This window comes from Terriglobia bacterium (assembly GCA_035712365.1).
GTDB lineage: Bacteria > Acidobacteriota > Terriglobia > UBA7540 > UBA7540 > SCRD01.
Genome location: DASTAW010000040.1, coordinates 95,123 through 114,056 on the forward strand (window position 1 = coordinate 95,123; position 18,934 = coordinate 114,056).

The window sequence follows — 18,934 nt, forward strand, 5'->3', positions numbered from 1 at the left end:
CTCAGAGAAATCATCGCCCTCTCCGAGGGGGAGAGGGTGGTCCCGTCCCGCAAGGCGGGAGGACCGGGTGAGGGGTGTTTTCGGGAAAAAGCAGAGCCAAACCGGCGGGCGCGAAGATAGGACCCTTCCGCCGCATGTTCCTATCGTTTCGTTGGCTTGTGCTTTTCCTTGTGATATCCTTCTGCCGCTCTCGAATCTGTTTGCAGCAAATGAAAATCGACCGGCGGACTTCTTCAGCAAGCAATCGCGGCAGCGGTGCCTCACAGACGCGCTCAACTGACGCCACCGGAAAGGATTTGCCATCATGAAGCCTGAAGATTTTATTCTGGGTCCACGCGTCAGCCGAAGGTCGGCCCTTCGCGCGCTGGCATCAACTCCTGTCGTGCTGCTGGGGGCGTCCAACCTGGCCGCCCAGACCAGCCTGAGCGGCTACTGGGTCCTGCTCATCCCCAACAACGACGGCACGTACCGCAAGTCCTACTTCCATCTCGAGCAGTCAGGCGAAACCGTCTCGGGATCGGTGATGTCCGGCAGCCGTGAGCTTCCCATCAGCAACGGAAGCTTCCAGAGCGGCAGGCTTCATTTCGAAGTCGTCACGCGCTTCCGCCGCGAGGGCCGCACGACCATCTACACCGGCCAGATGAACGGCGACAAGATTGACATGCAGATCGACATCCCTGGCCGCAGCCCGCAAACCGGCGCGGCCCAGCGCACCACCCGCGAGGCCACGCTGCCTCCCGCGCCGCTGCCGCTGCCCGAGCTCCGCGACCTGACGGACAACGGCCTGGTGCGCACACCGCCCATGGGCTGGAATAGCTGGAACAAATTTGCCGGCCGCGTGAATGACCAGATCGTGCGCGCCGCCGCCGACGCCGTCGTCGCTTCCGGCATGGCCAAAGCAGGATACATCTACGTCAATATTGACGACACCTGGCAGGGCGAGCGCGACAGCCGGGGAAACATCACCGGCAATACAAAGTTCCCCGACATGAAGGCCCTATGCGACTACGTCCACTCCAAGGGCCTCAAGATCGGAACCTATTCGGGGCCGGGCCCGGAAACCTGCGCGGGCTACGAAGGCAGCTTTGGGCACGAGGAGCAGGACGCGAAAACCTACGCCGAGTGGGGCTTTGATTACCTGAAATACGACTGGTGCAGCGCCGCGCGCGTTTATAAGGACGAAGACATGCGTCCGGTTTATCAGAAGATGGGCGAGGCCCTGCTGAAGTGCGGCCGGCCCATCGTCTACAGCCTCTGCCAGTACGGGCGCGACGACGTCTGGGGATGGGGAGCCAAAGTGAGCGGCAACCTTTGGCGCACCACCGGAGACATCAATGACCACTGGGAGCGTATGGACGAAATCGGATTCAGCCAGTTCGCCATCCAGCACTTCATGCGCCCCGGCCACTGGAACGATCCCGACATGCTCGAGATCGGCAACGGCGGCATGTCAAGCGACGAATACCGCACCCACATGAGCCTCTGGTGCCTGCTGGCCGCTCCGCTGCTGGCCGGGAACGATCTTAGCTCGATGACGGAGGACACGCGCGACATCCTGATGAACAGCGAGGTCATCGCCATCGACCAGGACCCCGCCGCCCATCCCGCGCAACTGGTTTCATACGTGGAACAGCAGGTTGTCGCCTATCGAAAACTCGCCGACGGCTCAACCGCCGTGGCCTTTTTCAATCGCGCCGACAAGGAAGACGAAATCGGCGTCGAGTGGCCGGCGCTGGAACTCGAAGGCAAAATCCAGGCGCGCGACTTGTGGAAACATGAGGCAGTGCAAGTCTCCGACACGCACTATTCGACGAAGGTCCCCGCCCACGGCGTGGTCATGCTGAAAGTCAAGTAGCACAGCCTTTTGTAGCACAGCCACTCCTGGCTGTGCGGATGGGATAAACGACACAGGCAAGCGTGCTGTGCTACGGAATATAGACCAATGACCTTCTATCACCGCAACCTTCCGCACTGGCATCCTGAAGGTAAAGCTATTTTCCTGACCTGGAGGCTGTTTGGGTCACTGCCCAAGTCGCTCCAACTCACCGGCAGGAGTGCCGGTGCCACAATGGGTGCTGCCACAAAGAGTGGTATCACCGAAGCAAGGAGAAGGGTTCGCCGGCTAACCCGTCTAGCGCACCTTGTCCCCTTGCCCCAGCGAACACTCAGCTTCGCCGCGCTCATTGGCCCGGGGCGGATGCCGCACCGCCGGCGACGATCTCGTGCAACGTCACGGTTTGCGTCTGACCCTCTGCCACGGTGACATCGACGCCATATCCAGCCACGCCGTCGAGAAATCCAGGCTGGAACCAGGCGCCGAAGGCGATCTTGTCCCAGGCGAACAGCGTGTACTTGCCCGGCGGAACTCCCTGCAACGCGAAATGTCCGCCGGAGTACGTGGGAACAGACCTGAAGAGCCGCGCATCACGCCGCAGCCCTGGAGCCGGCGCCAGGACGACGCAAGCGAATGGCGTCGGCTGGCCATCGGGACCGAGCACGGTCCCCTGAATCTGCACCGCGTCCCAACTCACTACCAACTCCAGCGTCCCAACCGGCTGGTGCTGCGGTATCTCCAGGAGATTGGCGCGCACGTCCTGTGAGCCAAAGGTGGCGGATTTGATGTATCCCCTTTCCGGCATCATTTCAATCCGAATCCGGTAGCGGCCGGGAAACAGGCCGTTCAGTGCGAACGAATCTCCCGAGTGCACGTCATTTGCCTGAACCCGGTCGAAGAGAAAGCCAGCATCTCCTCGCTCCGCGATGACGCGATATTGGAAATTACCCTGCGCCTGGCCCTCCACGGTTAAATGGCCATGGACCGTCCAATCGCCGTCAGGATCGAGCGTGACGCCAGCGACATTCGCATGGGACACAGTGATGGGTGCATAGGCGGCATACCGCGACATTCCCCTGGGAAGAACCGCCCAGAGCACGTAGGAACCCGGCGGCACTCCCAAAATGCGGAAATGGCCGGAATCGTCCGGTTGCACGACTTCGCCCTCTTTCAGGGAAATTCCAAACGCGCCTTTCGCCGGCAGCAGGATCAACCCGACTTTCCCTTTCCACGCGCGCCATGCCGCCCCTTGCACCGTGCCGCTGATTTCGTAGGTCGTAACCGGCGAAAGCGAAAAGTCGGTTCCGGTCATTTGCTCGCCTGGCTCCAGGCGAATCACCGAACCATCGCCAGGTGTTGTCGCATGTGGATAGTAGATGTACGGCGACACGGAAACGCCTGGCGAGGCATCAAGCAAACGCACGTCAGAAGTAGATGCTGGCAGCGCCGGAATCGGCTGGGACGTCCGCGTCTGTGCGGCCACGTAATACTGTCCCGCAGGAAGATCGAACAAGCGGTACTGGCCCAGGTCATCGGTCACCGTCTCGCGATACGGCATCAGCCACCCACGGGTATCACTGGATGGATAGGCGAGCGCCAGGGTGACGTGCGCGCACTCGACAGGATTGCCATGCCCATCAGTGATTCTTCCGGCGATTACCCCGGTCGGCGCCATCTTGATCAGCATGCCGGTGATCTTGTGCTGAGAGCGAAATTGCGGTTCCGGCTGACCAAAAAATGTCGGGTCCGGTTCCGATTCGTCCGGCTGCTCCGCGAATCCATTTGCCCACACTCCGAGCGGCAGGCCCCAAGCGCAAGGGATCGACTGCAAATCGAAGCGTCCTTCTCCGTCAGTGCGGGCTTGCACAGCCGGACGCTGGTCCCTGGAGTAGTAGTGTGACCCGAAAGACATCCAGGCGTTCCGCATCGGCTGGCCCGTGACAGCATCAATTACCGTCCCCGATGCTTCACACGCTCCGGTCAGCGGAGGAAGCAAATGGAACTTGTCGATGGCCACCCGCTCCTTACCCGTCATTGGCCTGACCGAGATGTTAAGGTCGAAAATCGCCTGCCCCGCCTCCAGGTCCACCGGCCTTGCGAGAGAGCGGTCAGTGCTACCGGGATAGAAGAACAGCGGAGGAAAGTCTTTCCATCCCGCACCTCGCCAGGAATGGCCGTCGAAATAAAATTCACGCTCCAAATCGTAGAGGTTAAAGGGGGCCAGGTCGAAGTCCGGCTGATACCCGGCGACGAGATAATACCGGCCCGGCAGCAATCCGAACACCCGATATTCGCCGCGGTCGTCCGTCGTTGTCCCCGTCACCGGCAGCAGTATTTTCTGCAGGGCCCCCGCTGGCCCATATTGCAGTACTTGTACGAGCGACCCAGGCACCGGTTCGTCGTGCTCGTCGATCACGTGGCCGGCGAGCACGCTGGCGCGCGGCAGCCGCACCACGATATCGTCGCGCCCCTGACCGGGCCGCAGCCAGAAGGTGTCCCTCGTGTACTTTTCATGGGCATCGAAAACCTGTTCGGCATAGCCATCGGCTACTGCGGTGACCGCGTATACGCCCGGTTCCATTCCCCGCACGGCGAAGTGGCCTGTGGCGTCGGTCCGAAGCCGGTACCGCAGCACGCCGAGTGGATCGCAGCGCACGCAAGGCGAAGTGGGAACGACAACCGGCATAACGCCGCCGACACTCACGGGCGGTGAGAAAACCTTTACATCGGCGCCAGGCATCGGTTTCCCCGTGCCCGCGTCGACCACCAGGCCGGAAATGTGGCAATTGGCGGGCGCGCCTGGCTGGGGGGCCGAAGAATTCAGAGGCAGCGTTTGCGCCCACTGGGCTTGCACCCGCCAGGCGCCAAGACACACAAATGAAACCGTCAGAAGGAGCGCCGCTCCGCCGCACTTGCGCGCAGTTTCCATCGCCCGCCGGTTTCCTCAAGGTCGAGGTTACATTCTCTCTCCTGTTCCTGCAACTCGAAGTTCGACCACCCTCTCGTCGTCATCGGTGTCGCTCGCGTGTTGCATCGGCTCTCGGGTCGGGTGGTGCAGCGGGTACCCATGGCACAAGGTCGGTGCCGTGGCTACCAACCCTGCCTGAGGTCGCGACAGCCCGCAGCACCCCAACGACCACCATCTCCAAGGAGAGAGGGTGTTCCCGTCCCACAAGGCGGGAGGACCGGTGAGGGGTGTTTCTCGCTAAGCGAAGAGTAGCGCGGACCTCCGGGTTTGAGGTCCACGGTTCTTCTTCAGGAAGGTTTGAGTTTATAGGCGCGCCGGGGGCGGGAAAGAGGCCGCCCCGGCGATGTGCTGGTGAAAGAAGTCCTTGCATGGCTTGACAAGTATCTCGGCCGGGTCAACTAATCGCGGGCGTGGCTCCGGCGAGATCGAGCGCTGGGCCCGCCGGGCCTTACCGTGAACTGCGGGCGCCCGTTAGCATGGATAACGCCCGCAGGAGCTCTAGCTTATTTATCACGCGGCTCGGGAGCTCGATGGGAGTGCGCGGGCGGTTCCGAATGAGGATTCGTGTGATTTCATGGCGGAGTGCCGGGGCGGGCCTAATGCCCGCCCCGGCAACAGGCAGGTTCGCATTGTGACGTTATTTCGTGTTCAGCGTGACAGGGATCCGCTGAATCAGCATGGGCGCTTCGGCAAGCTGCGTGTATCCGCCGCGGTTCCCATTGTGCGCCACCAGCTTCGCACCGCGTGGCAGATTGAATCGAACAGATTCGCTGATCGCGGGCATTTCGAGGGAGCGCACGACAAGAGCGTTACCCTCGCGAATGCAGACGATCGCATTGTTCGGCGCTGAAGCGTGATCCCGCGGCCCGGCGAGAACCATGCCCTGCGGACTTCCCTTGTCCGTACCCTGCACGACAACAAGGCCAGCCCCGTTGTCCAGGGTGTCATACTGCAGTGTGTAGTCTCCCGCGGGCAATGTCATCTTCCCCCACTGGGCCTCAAACGGAAGAGTGAATGTGCCGGCGAAATGGGTTGTATGGACGCCCTGTCCTCTCGCCCCAACAGAACTCAGGGCGAAAAGGGCCAGGGAAAGACCAACCAAGGTCACGGATATTCGAATCGTTTTCATCACCCACCTCCAGTTAAGATTTGCCGCAGGCGGTGTGGGGTGCTTTGCCCCCGGTTTTTCGTGTTGCTCCCCAGCGGCTTCGGTCTACTTTCCGCCCTTAACCTGTAATGCGTGAAATGCCTGCCAAAACCCACATCGCTGGCAAAAAATATTGATGCGCCAGCGTCGGTTGGATTGTCAGTTGTCAATGTGCTATGCTCCGCTCAATTGGCAATACCCTTCGGAGGGGCAAGGTATGCAACGGGCGCCGTCAGCCCAGGAGGTCACGCTCCTGCTCCGTGCCTGGGGCGATGGAAGCAAAGAAGCCCTCGACCGTCTGGCGCCCCTGGTCTACCGCGAACTTCATCAGATCGCCGGCCGCCTGATGGCGCGCGAGCGCCCCAACCACACCCTGCAAGCCACAGCCCTGGTGAATGAGGCCTACGTGCGCCTGGTGGATGCCCGGCAAGCCAGTTGGCAGGACCGCGCACACTTTTTTGCCATTTGCGCCCGTGCCATGCGGCAGATTCTGGTTGACCACGCCCGCAGCCGGGGCAGCGCCAAGCGCGGCGGCGACCAGGTGGTAATCGAGCTCGAGGAAGGATTGGCGGCCACTGCGTCCCCGGAGGCCAAACTTCTGGAACTCGATGAAGCCCTCAAACGGCTGGAAGCGCTCGACCCGAGAAAGGGCCGCGTGGTCGAAATGCGCTACTTCGGCGGACTGAGCGTCGAGGAAACGGCCGAGGCCCTCAAAGTTTCCGCCGAAACAGTGCGGCGCGACTGGAAGCTGGCCCAGGCGTGGCTGCACCGCGAGCTGAGCGGGAAGAAACCAGATGAATGAACGCTGGCAGGAAATCGAGCGGATTTATCACCAGGCGCTGGAGCTTGATGGGAACGCGCGGGCGGAGTTTCTCGCAAAGACCTGTGACGGCGATCCCGGTCTGCGGGCTGAAGTGGAATCGCTGCTGGCGCACGGAGATCAGGCTGGAAGTTACCTCGAAACTCCGCCCGTCGAGATGGCGGCGAAAGCATTGGGGAAAGGTGACCGCTCGCCGGCCGCTTCGAATGCGGCGATTGAACCCGGCACGATGATTGCGCACTATCGCGTCACTGCCAGTCTGGGCGCGGGCGGCATGGGAGAAGTCTATCGAGCGCGGGACACAAAACTGCAGCGCGACGTGGCCTTGAAGATTCTGCCGCAGGCGATGGCCCGTGATCGCGAGCGCATGGCGCGATTTGAACGCGAAGCGCAGGTGCTGGCTTCGCTCAATCATCCCAACATTGCGGCGATCTACGGCCTGGAAGAATCGAACGGCATCCGCGCCCTGGCGATGGAGCTGGTGGAAGGCGCGACGCTGGCCGAGAAGATCGTAGGGGAGGGCTCTGCCCTCCCGCGGGAGCCCAAAGGGCTCCCCTACCCAGAAGCATTACCCATCGCCCGCCAGATTGCCGAAGCGCTGGAATACGCCCACGAACGCGGCGTCATCCATCGCGACCTGAAACCCGCCAACGTGAAGATCACCCCCGAAGGCACGGTGAAGGTGCTGGACTTTGGCCTGGCCAAGGTGCTTAGTGGCATGGGCGCCTCGCCCGTGCATGGGCAAGATGCCCATGCCACGGATCAGGAGTCGCCCACTCTGACCACCCTGGCCACACAGCCCGGGATGCTTCTGGGGACGGCGGCCTATATGAGCCCGCAACAGGCCAAGGGGCTGAACGTAGACCGGCGCTGCGACATCTGGGCCTTCGGCTGCGTGCTCTACGAGATGCTTTCGGGCCGGAAGGCTTTTGACGGAGAAACAATTTCAGACGTGCTGGCGGCGGTGATTACGAAAGAGCCGGAATGGAATGCGCTGCCAAACGCGACACCCGTTACGATTCAAAAACTCATCCGCCGCTGCCTGCAAAAAGACCTGCGCCAGCGGCTGCAAGCCATCGGCGACGCGCGCATTGCAATTGAGGAAGAATTGAGTGGCACGGGCGTCCCGCCCGTGATCGAACATGGGCAGGATGCCCATGCCACTCGCGCCACGTCACCCCTGCGCCGCGCCCTGCCCTGGACAGTCGCAGGCTTGCTCGCAGCGGCACTGGTCGCTGTCGTGGTGCTGTGGAACTCTGTCGCGCCCACACCGCAAACCTCCATGCACTTTAGTGCCGTCACGAATTTTGCCGGCGTGCAGTCGGAGCCGGCACTGTCCCCCGACGGCCGATCGGTGGCTTTCGTATCGAACCGGGATGGCCCTTACGAAATCTACGTAGGCCTGATCAGCGGCGGCAATCTGGTCAAGGTCACCGACGACCCGAACTTCAAAGCTCGGCCGTGCTGGTCGCCCAACGGCGCACACATTGCTTACTCGCGCCTGAACCAATCGGGGATATGGGACATCTGGGAAGTTCCGGCGCTTGGTGGTACGCCGCGGCGGCTGATTCTTAATGCGAAGGACCCGGCGTGGTCTCCCGACGGCCGGACGCTTGCTTATGAGAACAGCGTGACCGGGGCATTATGGATTTCCGAACTTTCCGGCCAGAACGCGCACCTGATAGAGCCAACCGGAGAGCCTCGCCTGCGTTTCACCGAGGCGCGCTTTTCCCCTGATGGCCGTGAGCTTGCAATTGTGGAAAGGAGAAGCGGGCCTTACGGAGGATTGGACGTTGTTGATGTCGCCTCAGGTAAGTTGCGGCGATTGACTTATCGGAGCTCACTGGCACTTTCGCCCGCCTGGTCGCCGGACGGAAAGGTCATTTATTTCACCTCTAACCGGAGCGGGACCATGAACGTATGGAAAATCTCCGCAGCCGGCGGGGAGCCGGAGCAAATTACGGCTGGCCAGGGGGATGACGCCCAACTGGATGTTTCGCCAGACGGCAAGCGGATCGTTTTTTCGACTTTTCGCGAGAGGGCATACATCGCCGAATTGGATCTGGCATTAAAGCCTGGAGAGCAAAATCTGAAACCGCTTACGACGGACCCTGCACGGAGTCAGCGTGGGCCGGCATACTCTCCGGACGGAAAGCATCTTGCCTACTTTTCCGACATGAAGGGCGTTGAGAAAGGAGGCATCTGGCTCGCCGATGCCGACGGTTCGAATCCAGTGGAACTGGTTCAGGAAAGTGGCTTCATCAATATCTTCCCACGCTGGACTCCGGACGGCAAATGGCTGGTCTACCTTTCAGGTGCTGCTCTCGGACCAGAGATACGTCGCATTTCCATTTCGGGTGGTGTTCCTCAAACATTGGTTAAGGACGCAAACACGGTTGACCTCATGTCGGACGTCGGCCCTGATGGCCGGCTGATCTACCTGATGCCCAATAGTCAGGTCGTGACCTTTGACCCTCATAACCATAAGGAGCACACACTCGCAACGCTCCCAACCGGCTGGAAATGCGAGTTGCTTCGCTGGTCTCCCGAAGGCCGTGCGGTCGGTTTTATCGTGCATTCAAGCACCGAAGACGACCCGAACGCAGGACTTTGGGTCTCCGATTTCAGGAACCCGCCTCGACAGGTCTTCCACGGTTGGGCCGCCTGGTATGCGCGGGGTCCCAATGATGAAATTTACGTCCTGGAGCGCAAGGCTGATCTGAGCGGTGTCCTTTGGAAGGTTGGCTGGAATGGTAAGGGCCTCACCCGTGTTCCCAGCCCCGTCCCCCTCACTCGCCTTTCTTATTGGGTGCAGCCAGGTCAAAACTCCCAGGACTATTTCGACGTGTCGCAGGACGGGCGCCACCTGAGCGTTACTGCCGAATCGGTCCTGCAAGCGAATATCGGCATGATAGAGAACGTGCGCTAACAGTTTGGGTGATTCGCCCTGGGGCGTGGCCCAGGCGTGGCTGCACCGCGAGTTGAGCGGGAAGAAACCCGATGAATGAACGCTGGCAGGAAATCGAACAGATTTATCACCGGGCGCTGGAGCTGGATGGGAGCGCGCGGGCGGAGTTTCTCGCGAGGACCTGTGACGGCGATCCCGCTCTGCGGGCTGAAGTTGAATCCCTGCTGGCGCACGGAGATCAGGCTGGAAGTTACCTCGAAACTCCGCCCGTCGAGATGGCGGCGAAAGCATTGGGGAAAGGTGACCGCTCGCCGGCCGCTTCGAATGCGGCGCTTGAACCCGGCACGATGATTGCGCACTATCGCGTCACTGCCAGTCTGGGCGCGGGCGGCATGGGGGAAGTCTATCGCGCCCGCGACACCAAGCTGCAGCGCGACGTCGCCCTGAAAATCCTGCCGCAGGCGATGGCCCGCGATCGCGAGCGCATGGCGCGATTCGAGCGCGAAGCCCAGGTGCTGGCTTCGCTCAATCATCCCAACATTGCGGCGATCTACGGCCTCGAAGAATCGAACGGCATCCGTGCCCTGGCGATGGAGCTGGTGGAAGGCGCGACGCTGGCCGAGAAGATCGTAGGGGAGGGCTCTGCCCTCCCGCGGGAGCCCAAAGGGCTCCCCTACCCTGACGCCTTATCAATGGCCCGCCAGCTTGCCGAAGCGCTCGAATACGCGCATGAACGCGGCGTTATCCATCGCGACCTGAAACCGGCCAACGTGAAGATCACACCCGAAGGCACGGTGAAGGTGCTGGACTTTGGCCTGGCCAAGGTGCTTAGTGGCATGGGCGCCTCGCCCGTGCATGGACAAGATACCCATGCCACAGATCAGAATTCGCCCACCCTGAGTATGACAGGGACAGAACCGGGCATGATTCTGGGCACAGCCGCCTACATGAGCCCGCAACAGGCCAAGGGGCTGAACGCGGACCGGCGCTGCGACATCTGGGCGTTCGGCTGCGTGCTCTACGAGATGCTTTCGGGCCGGAAAGCATTCGAAGGCGAAACCATTTCGGAGGTGCTGGTGGCCGTCCTGACCAAGGAGCCAGACCTGGCCGCGCTGCCTGCAACTACGCCGCAAACGATTCTGCAACTCATCCGCCGCTGCCTGCAAAAAGACCTGCGCCAGCGGCTGCAAGCCATCGGCGAGGCCCGCATTGCAATTGAGGAAGAATTGAGTGGCACGGGCGTCCCGCCCGTGATCGAACATGGGCAGGATGCCCATGCCACTCGCGCCACGTCTCCCCTGCGCCGCGCCCTGCCGTGGCTGCTTGCCGCGGTGGCCGTCGTGGCGCTGGCAGGCTGGTGGCGTGCGAATCGAAATGCGGCTCCCTCGCCCGGCTGGTCCGGAGAACTCTTGTCTGGCCCCACCATTGCTTTCTTTCCCCGTGTTTCTCCCGATGGGCGCCTGATTGCCTTTCAAGCCATGGTGGACAACATCGCGCAGGTTGCCGTGATGGACCGTGCGTCCGGCAACTGGACGGTGCTTACTCATGATCGAACCCATGGCCCGACGAGCAGCAGCCCCAGCTGGTCGCACGACGGTTCAAGGATTTTCTTCGATCGGATCATTTCTCAACCTGTTGGGATCTACTCGGTTCCTAGCCTGGGTGGTGAAGAACGCTTGCTCCTGGCAAACGCGGCCAGCCCCCAGGCCCTGCCTGACGGCACCATGCTGGTTGTCCGGGTCGACCCCGACCGCCGGAACCAGATTTACCACTTCTGGCCGGATACCGGGCGCCTGCAGGCCCTTGGGGCTTGGGTGGACTTCCATTATTCTGCTCCCATACGAATATTCCCAACAGGCAAGGAGGCAGTCTTTTTCGGAGGCGTGAAAGAAGAGGAACCCGACCATCTGTATTTGCTGAACATCGCCACTGGCACAGCGCGGCGGCTGGCGCCGGAACTGGTGCTTAGTAGTTCTTATTATTCCGGTTCCATGTTTCCCCTCGCGGTGACTCCAGGCGGGGAGTCGGTCCTGATCGATCTTCCCTCCGGCAATCTGCATCGAATCGTTGCCATCCCTCGATCCGGAGCAAGTCCCGTTCGCACCTTGATGACGCTAACGTCATTAGCATGGTCCCTCGACGCTTCACCTGACGGCAGTATCTATGTCGACCAGGTTGAACGCCCACTTGAAATGCTGAGGCTCCCCCAGTCTGGCGGGACGCCGGAGGTGCTGGCAACAAGCGAAACCTACACGCAGTACGATGCTGCCCCCATTGAATTCGCTGACGGACGCTTCCTTCTGCCCACATTGAATGCAGGGCAGCTTCGTTTGCTGCTGGGCAAGCCCGGAGGGAGTTTTGTCCCGCTTGTCGAGACTGCTGAGGAGACGGCCCCGCCGATGGTTCAGCTCGGCAACGACGAACTGGCGCTCATGGTTGGTAGCCCTCCGGCGCGAACGCTTTCGATCGCCTCAATCAAGGAGGGACGCATTATCCGGCGGTTCAAGCAGACGGAAGGGAAACAGATTGATTCCGTAGCGGCATCCACGGACGGGAAGTCGCTTTACTACGCTTCATCGGGAGCCATCTGGTCAATCTCCAGCGGAGACGGGAACCCCAGCAGGATTTGCGACGGAGACAGCGTGGCGGTTGATCCGAACGGGCGCTCCCTGATCGTTAATTTGATTGAGCAGCAGCACGTGCGCCTCGAAACTGTTCCGCTTTCGGGCGGCCCACCCGAGGAGATTCGGTTGAGGGACGATCTCCCCCTTACGCCGAACGCCCTCGGCTCAAACGGAATCAATAAAGACCGCAAACTCCTGGTCGGCGTGGCGCCGGCCGATTCATGGTTTTGGGGGCTTGGAATTTTTGATCTCGCCACAAAGAAGCTCAGGCAGGTTCCGGTGAAGTATGCTTGTGACGTTGTGATGCCGGCCTGGGCCCGCGATGGCAACATCCTTTTAACTGCGTTTCCCATGAGAACCCACATCTGGCGCTTCCGGCCGGCGCGTTGAATGGGCGCGGGCCAAACAGGCTGTAATACCGCGGGAAGGAGAGGCCGAAATTTTCTTGAGACCACGCAGGGTATTGGCCAACGGTCGACGCCTGGTTTCACCGCGAGCTGAGCAGGAAGAAACCCGATGAATGAACGCTGGCAGGAGATCGAGCGGATTTACCACGCGGTGCGTCAGCACAACCCATGCGCGGGAAGTTCCGTTTCTAGATTCCTGTCAGGGTTGTTCTTGGCGGAATGCCGGGGCGGGCGTGAGGCCCGCCCCCGGTGATGGACTGGTTGCGATCATAAGGTTACTTTGCGTTCAGAGTGGCGGGGATCCATTGAAGCAGCACGGGGACTTCGACAAGCTGCTTGTATCCGCCGTGCTTCCCGTTGTTGCGCGCCACGAGCTTCGCGCCGCGTGGCAATGGGAAATGAACCGACTCGCCAAGCGCCTGCATTTCGAGGGCGCGCACGATAAGAGTGTTCCCCTCGCGAATGCAGACAATCGCGTTCTTTGCTGTTGAAGTCTGTCTCGCCGGCCTGGAAAGAATCACCTGCAGACTTCCCTTCTCCGTACCCCGCACAACCACAAGGCCAGTCCCGTCGTCCAGCAGTTTGCCATACTCCAGAGTGTAATCCCCCGCAGGCAACGTCATCGTTCCCCACTGGGCCTCAAAAGGAAGGGTGAATGTGCCGGTGAAATAAGTTAAATAGGGGACCTGTCCCCCCGCCCCAACCGTACTCAGGGCGAAAAGGACCAGGGAAAGGCCAACCAGGGTCACGTATGTTTGAATCGTTTTCATCACGCACCTCCAGGCTTTGATTCGCCGCAGGCGGGGCGGGGGTGTTTTGCCCCCGGCTTTTGATGTTGCTCCCCAGCGGCTTGGTTTACTTTCTGCCCTTAACCTGTAATGCGGAAAATGACTGCCAAAACCCGCATCCGTGACAAAAAATACTGTTAAGCCCCCGTCGGTTGGATTGTCAGTTGCGGGTGTGGTATCCTTCGCTCAATTGGAGTTACTTTCTGGAGGCCAAAGGATGCGGCAGGGGCCCTCAGGAAGCAGCGACGTCACGCTCTTGCTCGGGCCTGGGGCGAAGGAAGCAAAGAAGCCCTCGACCGTCTGGCGCCTCTGGTCTACCGCGAACTTCATCAGATCGCCGTCCGCCCCGGGCGCGACGCGCGGCCAGCAGTAGCCCCGTTTAGTAGGCTAGAATATCTGAGCAGGCCCTGAAATGGGACGTATGGAATTTTCTCCCTCCATTTTCTTCAAAATCGTAACTTGTTGCAGCACAGTAACTTACTAATTTACAACCGCCGAAACCGTCGCGGCCTTTTGAAAATTTGTTTGTATTTGGTACGCCGCGTAAATGTTACACTGCCTTCCGAATTCTGGTCCAAATCTGCAGCTCCCCAGCCATTCCGTACCTCAGGCGCGGGACCCTCAGGCGGGCATTCCTTGGAAGAACTGAGCAGCGATCAGCAGCACGGTGAGGATGATCATCACCACGCAGGTGACCCAGGCGATGGCATTGAAGGCGCGGGTATTTCGATGAGCGCCCATCAGGTCTTCGCGGTTGGAGAGCCGCAGCATGAAGATCAGCACAAAGGGCAGCATGATGCCATTGAGCACCTGTGAGAGCAGGATGATCGGCACCTGCATCTGTTCGCGCAGGGCCACCACGGCGAGCGCGCCCAGCACAATCAGCCCTGTATAAAGCCAGTAAAACGTGGGAGCCTCATCCACGCGCTTGTCGATGCCCGACTCGAGTCCCAGGCCCTCGCACACGTAGTAGGCGGTGGCCAGCGGCAGGATGCAGGCGGAGAACAGCGACGCGTTGGCCAGCCCGAAAGCAAACAGCGCGCTTGCCGCATGGCCAGCCAGGGGACGCAACGCCAGAGCTGCGTCCGCGGCGTCGCGGATGTCGCGATGGCCGCTGGTGTAAAGGGTGGCCGCGCAGGCCACGATGATGAAGAAAGCCACCACGTCAGTGACGATGCATCCAACAATCACGTCCCAGCGCGAGTAGACCCAGTCCTTGATCTTGACGCCCTTCTCCACGACTGCCGATTGCAGGTAAAACTGCATCCAGGGCGTGATGGTGGTGCCAATCAGTCCAATGATCATGAAGAGATAGCTGCGGTCCAATTGGAAGGATGGCTTCACCGTGTTGAACATCGCCCCGGACCAGGAAGGATGGGCCAGAAAGCTGGAGATCGGGTAGGCGATGTAAAACACGCAGGCAACCAGAAAGACCTTTTCAACGAACTCGTAAGTGCCTTTCACCACTAGCGCCCAGACGATCACAGCGCCCAGCGGAACGATGATGTAGCGGCTGAGCCCGAACACCGACAGGCCCGAGGCAAGCCCGGCAAAGTTTGAGATCGTGTTTCCAAGGTCCGCCACCAGCAGGCAAATCATCAGAAGGAAGGTGGCGCGAAAGCCGTACTCTTCCCGGATGAGGTCCGCCAGGCCCTTGCCCGTCACTACGCCCATGCGCGCCACCATCTCCTGCACCACGATCAGCGCGATGGTGATCGGAATCAGCGTCCACAGGAGCGAGTAGCCGAAGCGCGCTCCGGCCACCGAATAGGTGTAGATGCCGCCGGCGTCATTGTCCACGTTGGCCGTGATGATGCCCGGGCCCACGACGGCCAGAAAGATCAGCAGCCTGGTCCGGTAAGTTTTCAGGCGATTGCGGTCCATCTGTAACCTGCGCCGGCGACCGAACACCGGCGAACTGCTTCACTTCAGCAAGCCGACTCTTTGCCGCTCGATTATCTGCGGTTGACGACAAGGTCGAGAACATCGTCTGCTGTCACGACGCCTTGCAGGTGTTGCTTGTCATCCACCACCGGAAGCGACAGCAGGTTGTACTTTCTAAACTGGTCAATCACCACCTTCGCATCCGTTTCCGTCCGCACGCTGAGCACCTCTTCACGGGAAAGCTCCTGCAGCGAGGTGCGGGCCGGCGCCAGCAAAATGCGCGCCAGCGGGACAGCGCCGAGAAGAGTTTCCTGGTCATCGATCAGATAGACGGAGTGAATGGATTCCACCGATCCTTCGAACTCCTTCATCGCTTCAACAACACTCTCCACGGTCGCCGTTCGGTCGAGAGCGAGGTATTCAGTGGTCATCAAGGCGCCCGCAGTGTCTTCCTCAAACCCCAGCAGTTCCTTGACTTCCTGCGCGCCTGCCGTCTCCATGTCAGCGAGCAGCTTGGCGGAGGTTTCAGGCGGCAGTTCCTGCAGGACGTCGGCAGCTTCATCGGGCGCCATTTCGTCCACAATGTCGGCAGCCTTCTCCACCGGAATGCTCTGCAGCAACTGCGCCTGCTTTTCAGTCGGGATCTCGGAGATGGCTTGCGCGGCCGTTTCATGGTCAAGGGATTCAATCACCGACCGCTGCTCATCGCGGCTCAGTACTTCGAGGATATCGGCAATATCGGCAGGGTGCAGGCGCGCCAGCCGCTCGTAGGAAATGCGGAGCTTCAGCCGGCGGGAAGCGTCCGGCTCAATCAGGTTGACGAATTCCCATCGGATGGTCTTTGAGGGAATAAAGCTGCAGATTCTCCGGCTGGTATGCTTGGCGGTCAGCCCCTGCAGAAGGCGCCGAACGGCGGACGCCAGCCCCACGTTCACCGCCAACACGCGCAGCTCCGTGTGGCCGCCGGTGGGCTGAATTTCCAGGTCAACATCGTTCACACGGACCACCTTGCGGTGGTCCACGTCAATCACCTGCTGGTCAAGAACGTCTTTCCTCACCCTCAACAGGTCACCGAAGGGCTTGCTGCTGGGGATCCCAGCGCGAGTCACCGAGGTCTGTGCTGAACGCACGGTGATCGACTGCATCTGCTCGCGCGTAACATAAATCAGCTCCTTGTGCGGGCCCTCCACAAAGTAAACCGCCACGCGCAGGGCGTTCTGGGTGGGATCAATCCCGAGGTCGGTCACGCGCCCCAGGTACGAGCCCATCACGTCGTAAGTCGGCAGATTCTGAATTTCGGTAAAGTAAATCATCGCTTCCTCCCGCAGGAGATCGCAGCCGCGCCGCGTCCCTGATGCCGGGCACCCTTACAGGCCTGAATCCAGTCGAAAATCAAAAGCCCCGTGTGAGCCGTCGCTCCCACGGGGCCGAGAAATCCGTCCGGGCCGATTCATCATCCGCCGGACAACCTCCTGGTCTGAGCTTCAGCTCCACACAACGTACATTCCCCATCGCATTTGAGGATAGCCACCTTAGGCAGAGCCTTAATCCGGCCATGCCTGCTCTACCCGTTGGCGCGTCTCCGCGTTTCCGGGCAGTGGCTTGTGTTTGCGTGGTAACCTCGCCTAACGAGGTCTGCACATGGTTTTCTAGTTCGCTCGCGCCTCCAGGCACAGAAAAAGTGCCTATTAACCTTCATACAAACAGCCCTGAGGTTTGTCAAGAAAAAAGGGCCAATGGGCCTGGTGAAAACTGCCGATCAAGAATTGTTCAAGCCAGTTTGCCGGTGGAGAGAGCAGTTGGCGAGCCAAGGGCTGGCTGTCTACATTCGCTCAGGAAAACTGATATGAGCGCCGTACCTATGGCAGGAAACGTTGACCGTGGTCGGACATAATGTATAAATTCAATCTGAAAAGCTGCCCAATTGGGGGCAATGCGCGTGCGGTATTACGCATGTTCTGTAAAGGCTCGTCGGGAGCGTCATAAATGGTGAGGGACTGGAATTTACAGGAGTCATTATCGTCGGATCGAATTTACAAGGGTTCAGCCACGGCGTCGTTTTCGGCGCCCGACGGTGAGGTCTCAGGGCCGGCGACCTTGACTATCCCTTCAGACGGCCATGTAACTCTCGAACTCGAAATTCAACAGCATTCAATACCTCCAGACTACAACGATTTTCTGATGCCCTTTCTACTTGACCAAGTACCAGAGCCGATTGCAGCGGGAGGCAGGGAATTTCGAGACCACGGAAGTCAGGAAATTAGAGCTGTGGGGTTGCAGACGGAGCACGGCACGTTCCAGGCGTCAAGGGGGATCGTCACTAAGAAGCACTTCAGCATGTTCTCGAACGACGGTTCTTCGATCACTGTTGTGCCAAATGATCTGATGTTCGTTCCTCTAGAGCAGATTCCGGAGGAAGTATGGTGCCTCCCCCTGTTTGGTATGCTTAGCGAGTTTCAAGGCGTCGAGACAGCGTCGTCTATTGTAGATCACGCGCCATATATACCCTTCGTTACTGACGGCTCTCTGTGTGGGCTGGAAATTTTCGCCCCCGCTGTCAAAACTCCGAGTCACGAATGCAGCGGAGTGGCCTTTGGGGTAATCGGAAACCGGCCGCACGATACGGCCGACGAAATCCGAAACCTTTTGCCGTCCGGACTGATCGCAGCCCTAAGCTTTGCAAGCGGCAGCGATATTAATGCACCCTGGTTGGAACTTCGGAGCATTGACGGCAGGCTGGGAAGACGAGTTTATGCTCGAATAGGCAGCACTCCGCAGAAGGATAATTTTCCAGCATTTACGCGGGTCGACAGTGCAAGGCTTGGCTCAGGCGTTGGACCTTTTCTCAACTGCTACTTTGGGTTGCCACTGGAAGCACGAAACCGCCTCATCGTGCCTTTGAATTTGGTGCGTAGCGGTACGCCGGGAAAGGCGACAGTTGACGAAAGTATTACGGACTTAGTGAAAGCGCTCGACGCCGTTTGCAAACTTCACGGGTTCGATCGCCGTAACTTGAGATTGGGGTTGGCGCCCCAAGAGTCGGCAGAAGTAAAAGCGATCTTGGATGCGGCCCGCAGCGATCTAAAGCGTCTTCGCAAACAGTGGAAAGCGGATCACAGACAGTCTCAAGTCCCCATCCTTGATAGGATAGTTAGTAGGCAGGCGAACGTTGATTCCGAGGATCTCGATTTCGGTCTTGCTGTGGCCGACCTCCTCCGCGGCTTCGGGCTTTCAGACGCAGGAGCAATGAACGCATACTACTCAACCCTCTCGCAAGACATCACGTGGGAGGGCTTGCTTTCCACCGTTCGCGGCGAAGTGATTCATTCGGGAGCAATTCACATCCGGGATCGTGGAGGGCTGTTGGGTTGGTTTGAGTTTGCCCTTCATCTTCATGACATATGCAAGAGACTAATTTTGCGACAGGTCGGGTACACTGGCACATACGCTGCATCGAATGTTCGGTATAAAGGGCAATATGAAATCGACAGGGTCAAACTTTCGACAACCGTTCAACAATTGGGTTATAGTCTCCCGCCTGCTTCAATTTGAGT

Annotated in this window: 10 protein-coding genes and 1 riboswitch; of the genes, 5 read left to right on the forward strand and 5 right to left on the reverse strand. The window is 59.9% G+C overall.

Features of this window, described 5'->3' with window-relative positions; translation table 11 throughout:
* Positions 1-304 precede the first annotated feature (304 nt).
* Positions 305-1,855, forward strand: coding sequence for a glycoside hydrolase family 27 protein (locus VFQ24_12590; protein HET9179187.1), 1,551 nt, complete (start codon positions 305-307; stop codon positions 1,853-1,855).
* Positions 1,856-2,180: 325 nt separating this feature from the next.
* Here the strand turns inward: VFQ24_12590 and VFQ24_12595 are convergent, their stop codons facing one another.
* Both VFQ24_12595 and VFQ24_12600 read right to left on the reverse strand, forming a co-directional pair.
* A complete protein-coding gene (locus tag VFQ24_12595; GenBank protein ID HET9179188.1) occupies positions 2,181-4,763 on the reverse strand; it encodes a carboxypeptidase-like regulatory domain-containing protein in 2,583 nt (860 codons plus the stop codon).
* Positions 4,764-5,439: 676 nt separating this feature from the next.
* Positions 5,440-5,931, reverse strand: a complete 492-nt coding sequence (locus VFQ24_12600; GenBank protein HET9179189.1) for a hypothetical protein — start codon at positions 5,929-5,931, stop codon at positions 5,440-5,442.
* A 235-nt stretch (positions 5,932-6,166) separates the two neighbouring features.
* On the opposite strand from VFQ24_12600, the gene VFQ24_12605 reads away from it, so the two are divergent.
* The 3 genes from VFQ24_12605 to VFQ24_12615 all read left to right on the forward strand — a co-directional run bounded on the left by VFQ24_12605 (position 6,167) and on the right by VFQ24_12615 (position 12,691).
* The gene (locus VFQ24_12605; GenBank protein ID HET9179190.1) at positions 6,167-6,751 is read left to right on the forward strand and encodes a sigma-70 family RNA polymerase sigma factor; all 585 of its coding nucleotides are present in this window, start codon (positions 6,167-6,169) and stop codon (positions 6,749-6,751) included.
* Positions 6,744-9,698, forward strand: a complete 2,955-nt coding sequence (locus tag VFQ24_12610; GenBank protein HET9179191.1) for a protein kinase — start codon at positions 6,744-6,746, stop codon at positions 9,696-9,698. The genes VFQ24_12605 and VFQ24_12610 overlap by 8 nt, the downstream gene beginning before the upstream one ends.
* Positions 9,699-9,769: 71 nt before the next feature.
* A complete protein-coding gene (locus VFQ24_12615) occupies positions 9,770-12,691 on the forward strand; it encodes a protein kinase (GenBank protein HET9179192.1) in 2,922 nt (973 codons plus the stop codon).
* Positions 12,692-12,983: 292 nt separating this feature from the next.
* Here the strand turns inward: VFQ24_12615 and VFQ24_12620 are convergent, their stop codons facing one another.
* From VFQ24_12620 to VFQ24_12630, 3 genes are all read right to left on the reverse strand, one after another.
* Positions 12,984-13,478, reverse strand: coding sequence for a hypothetical protein (locus VFQ24_12620; GenBank protein HET9179193.1), 495 nt, complete (start codon positions 13,476-13,478; stop codon positions 12,984-12,986).
* Between the two features lie 639 nt (positions 13,479-14,117).
* A complete protein-coding gene (locus VFQ24_12625) occupies positions 14,118-15,380 on the reverse strand; it encodes an Nramp family divalent metal transporter (GenBank protein ID HET9179194.1) in 1,263 nt (420 codons plus the stop codon).
* A gap of 71 nt (positions 15,381-15,451) precedes the next feature.
* Positions 15,452-16,693: a CBS domain-containing protein gene (locus VFQ24_12630; protein ID HET9179195.1), complete on the reverse strand. Its 1,242-nt coding sequence runs from the start codon at positions 16,691-16,693 to the stop codon at positions 15,452-15,454.
* Positions 16,694-16,842: 149 nt separating this feature from the next.
* A riboswitch (M-box (ykoK) riboswitch) is annotated at positions 16,843-17,020 on the reverse strand.
* 346 nt (positions 17,021-17,366) lie between these two features.
* Between VFQ24_12630 and VFQ24_12635 the strand changes: the two genes are divergently transcribed.
* Complete coding sequence (locus VFQ24_12635) at positions 17,367-18,932, forward strand: hypothetical protein (GenBank protein HET9179196.1); 1,566 nt, start codon at positions 17,367-17,369, stop codon at positions 18,930-18,932.
* Positions 18,933-18,934 lie beyond the last annotated feature (2 nt).

Bases quoted from the DNA above. Each gene is read 5' to 3' on its own strand.
- VFQ24_12590 (HET9179187.1), top strand. From the start codon at position 305: ATGAAGCCTGAAGATTTTATTCTGGGTCCACGCGTCAGCCGAAGGTCG.
- VFQ24_12595 (HET9179188.1), bottom strand. From the start codon at position 4,763: ATGGAAACTGCGCGCAAGTGCGGCGGAGCGGCGCTCCTTCTGACGGTT.
- VFQ24_12600 (HET9179189.1), bottom strand. From the start codon at position 5,931: ATGAAAACGATTCGAATATCCGTGACCTTGGTTGGTCTTTCCCTGGCC.
- VFQ24_12605 (HET9179190.1), top strand. From the start codon at position 6,167: ATGCAACGGGCGCCGTCAGCCCAGGAGGTCACGCTCCTGCTCCGTGCC.
- VFQ24_12610 (HET9179191.1), top strand. From the start codon at position 6,744: ATGAATGAACGCTGGCAGGAAATCGAGCGGATTTATCACCAGGCGCTG.
- VFQ24_12615 (HET9179192.1), top strand. From the start codon at position 9,770: ATGAATGAACGCTGGCAGGAAATCGAACAGATTTATCACCGGGCGCTG.
- VFQ24_12620 (HET9179193.1), bottom strand. From the start codon at position 13,478: ATGAAAACGATTCAAACATACGTGACCCTGGTTGGCCTTTCCCTGGTC.
- VFQ24_12625 (HET9179194.1), bottom strand. From the start codon at position 15,380: ATGGACCGCAATCGCCTGAAAACTTACCGGACCAGGCTGCTGATCTTT.
- VFQ24_12630 (HET9179195.1), bottom strand. From the start codon at position 16,693: ATGATTTACTTTACCGAAATTCAGAATCTGCCGACTTACGACGTGATG.
- VFQ24_12635 (HET9179196.1), top strand. From the start codon at position 17,367: ATGGTGAGGGACTGGAATTTACAGGAGTCATTATCGTCGGATCGAATT.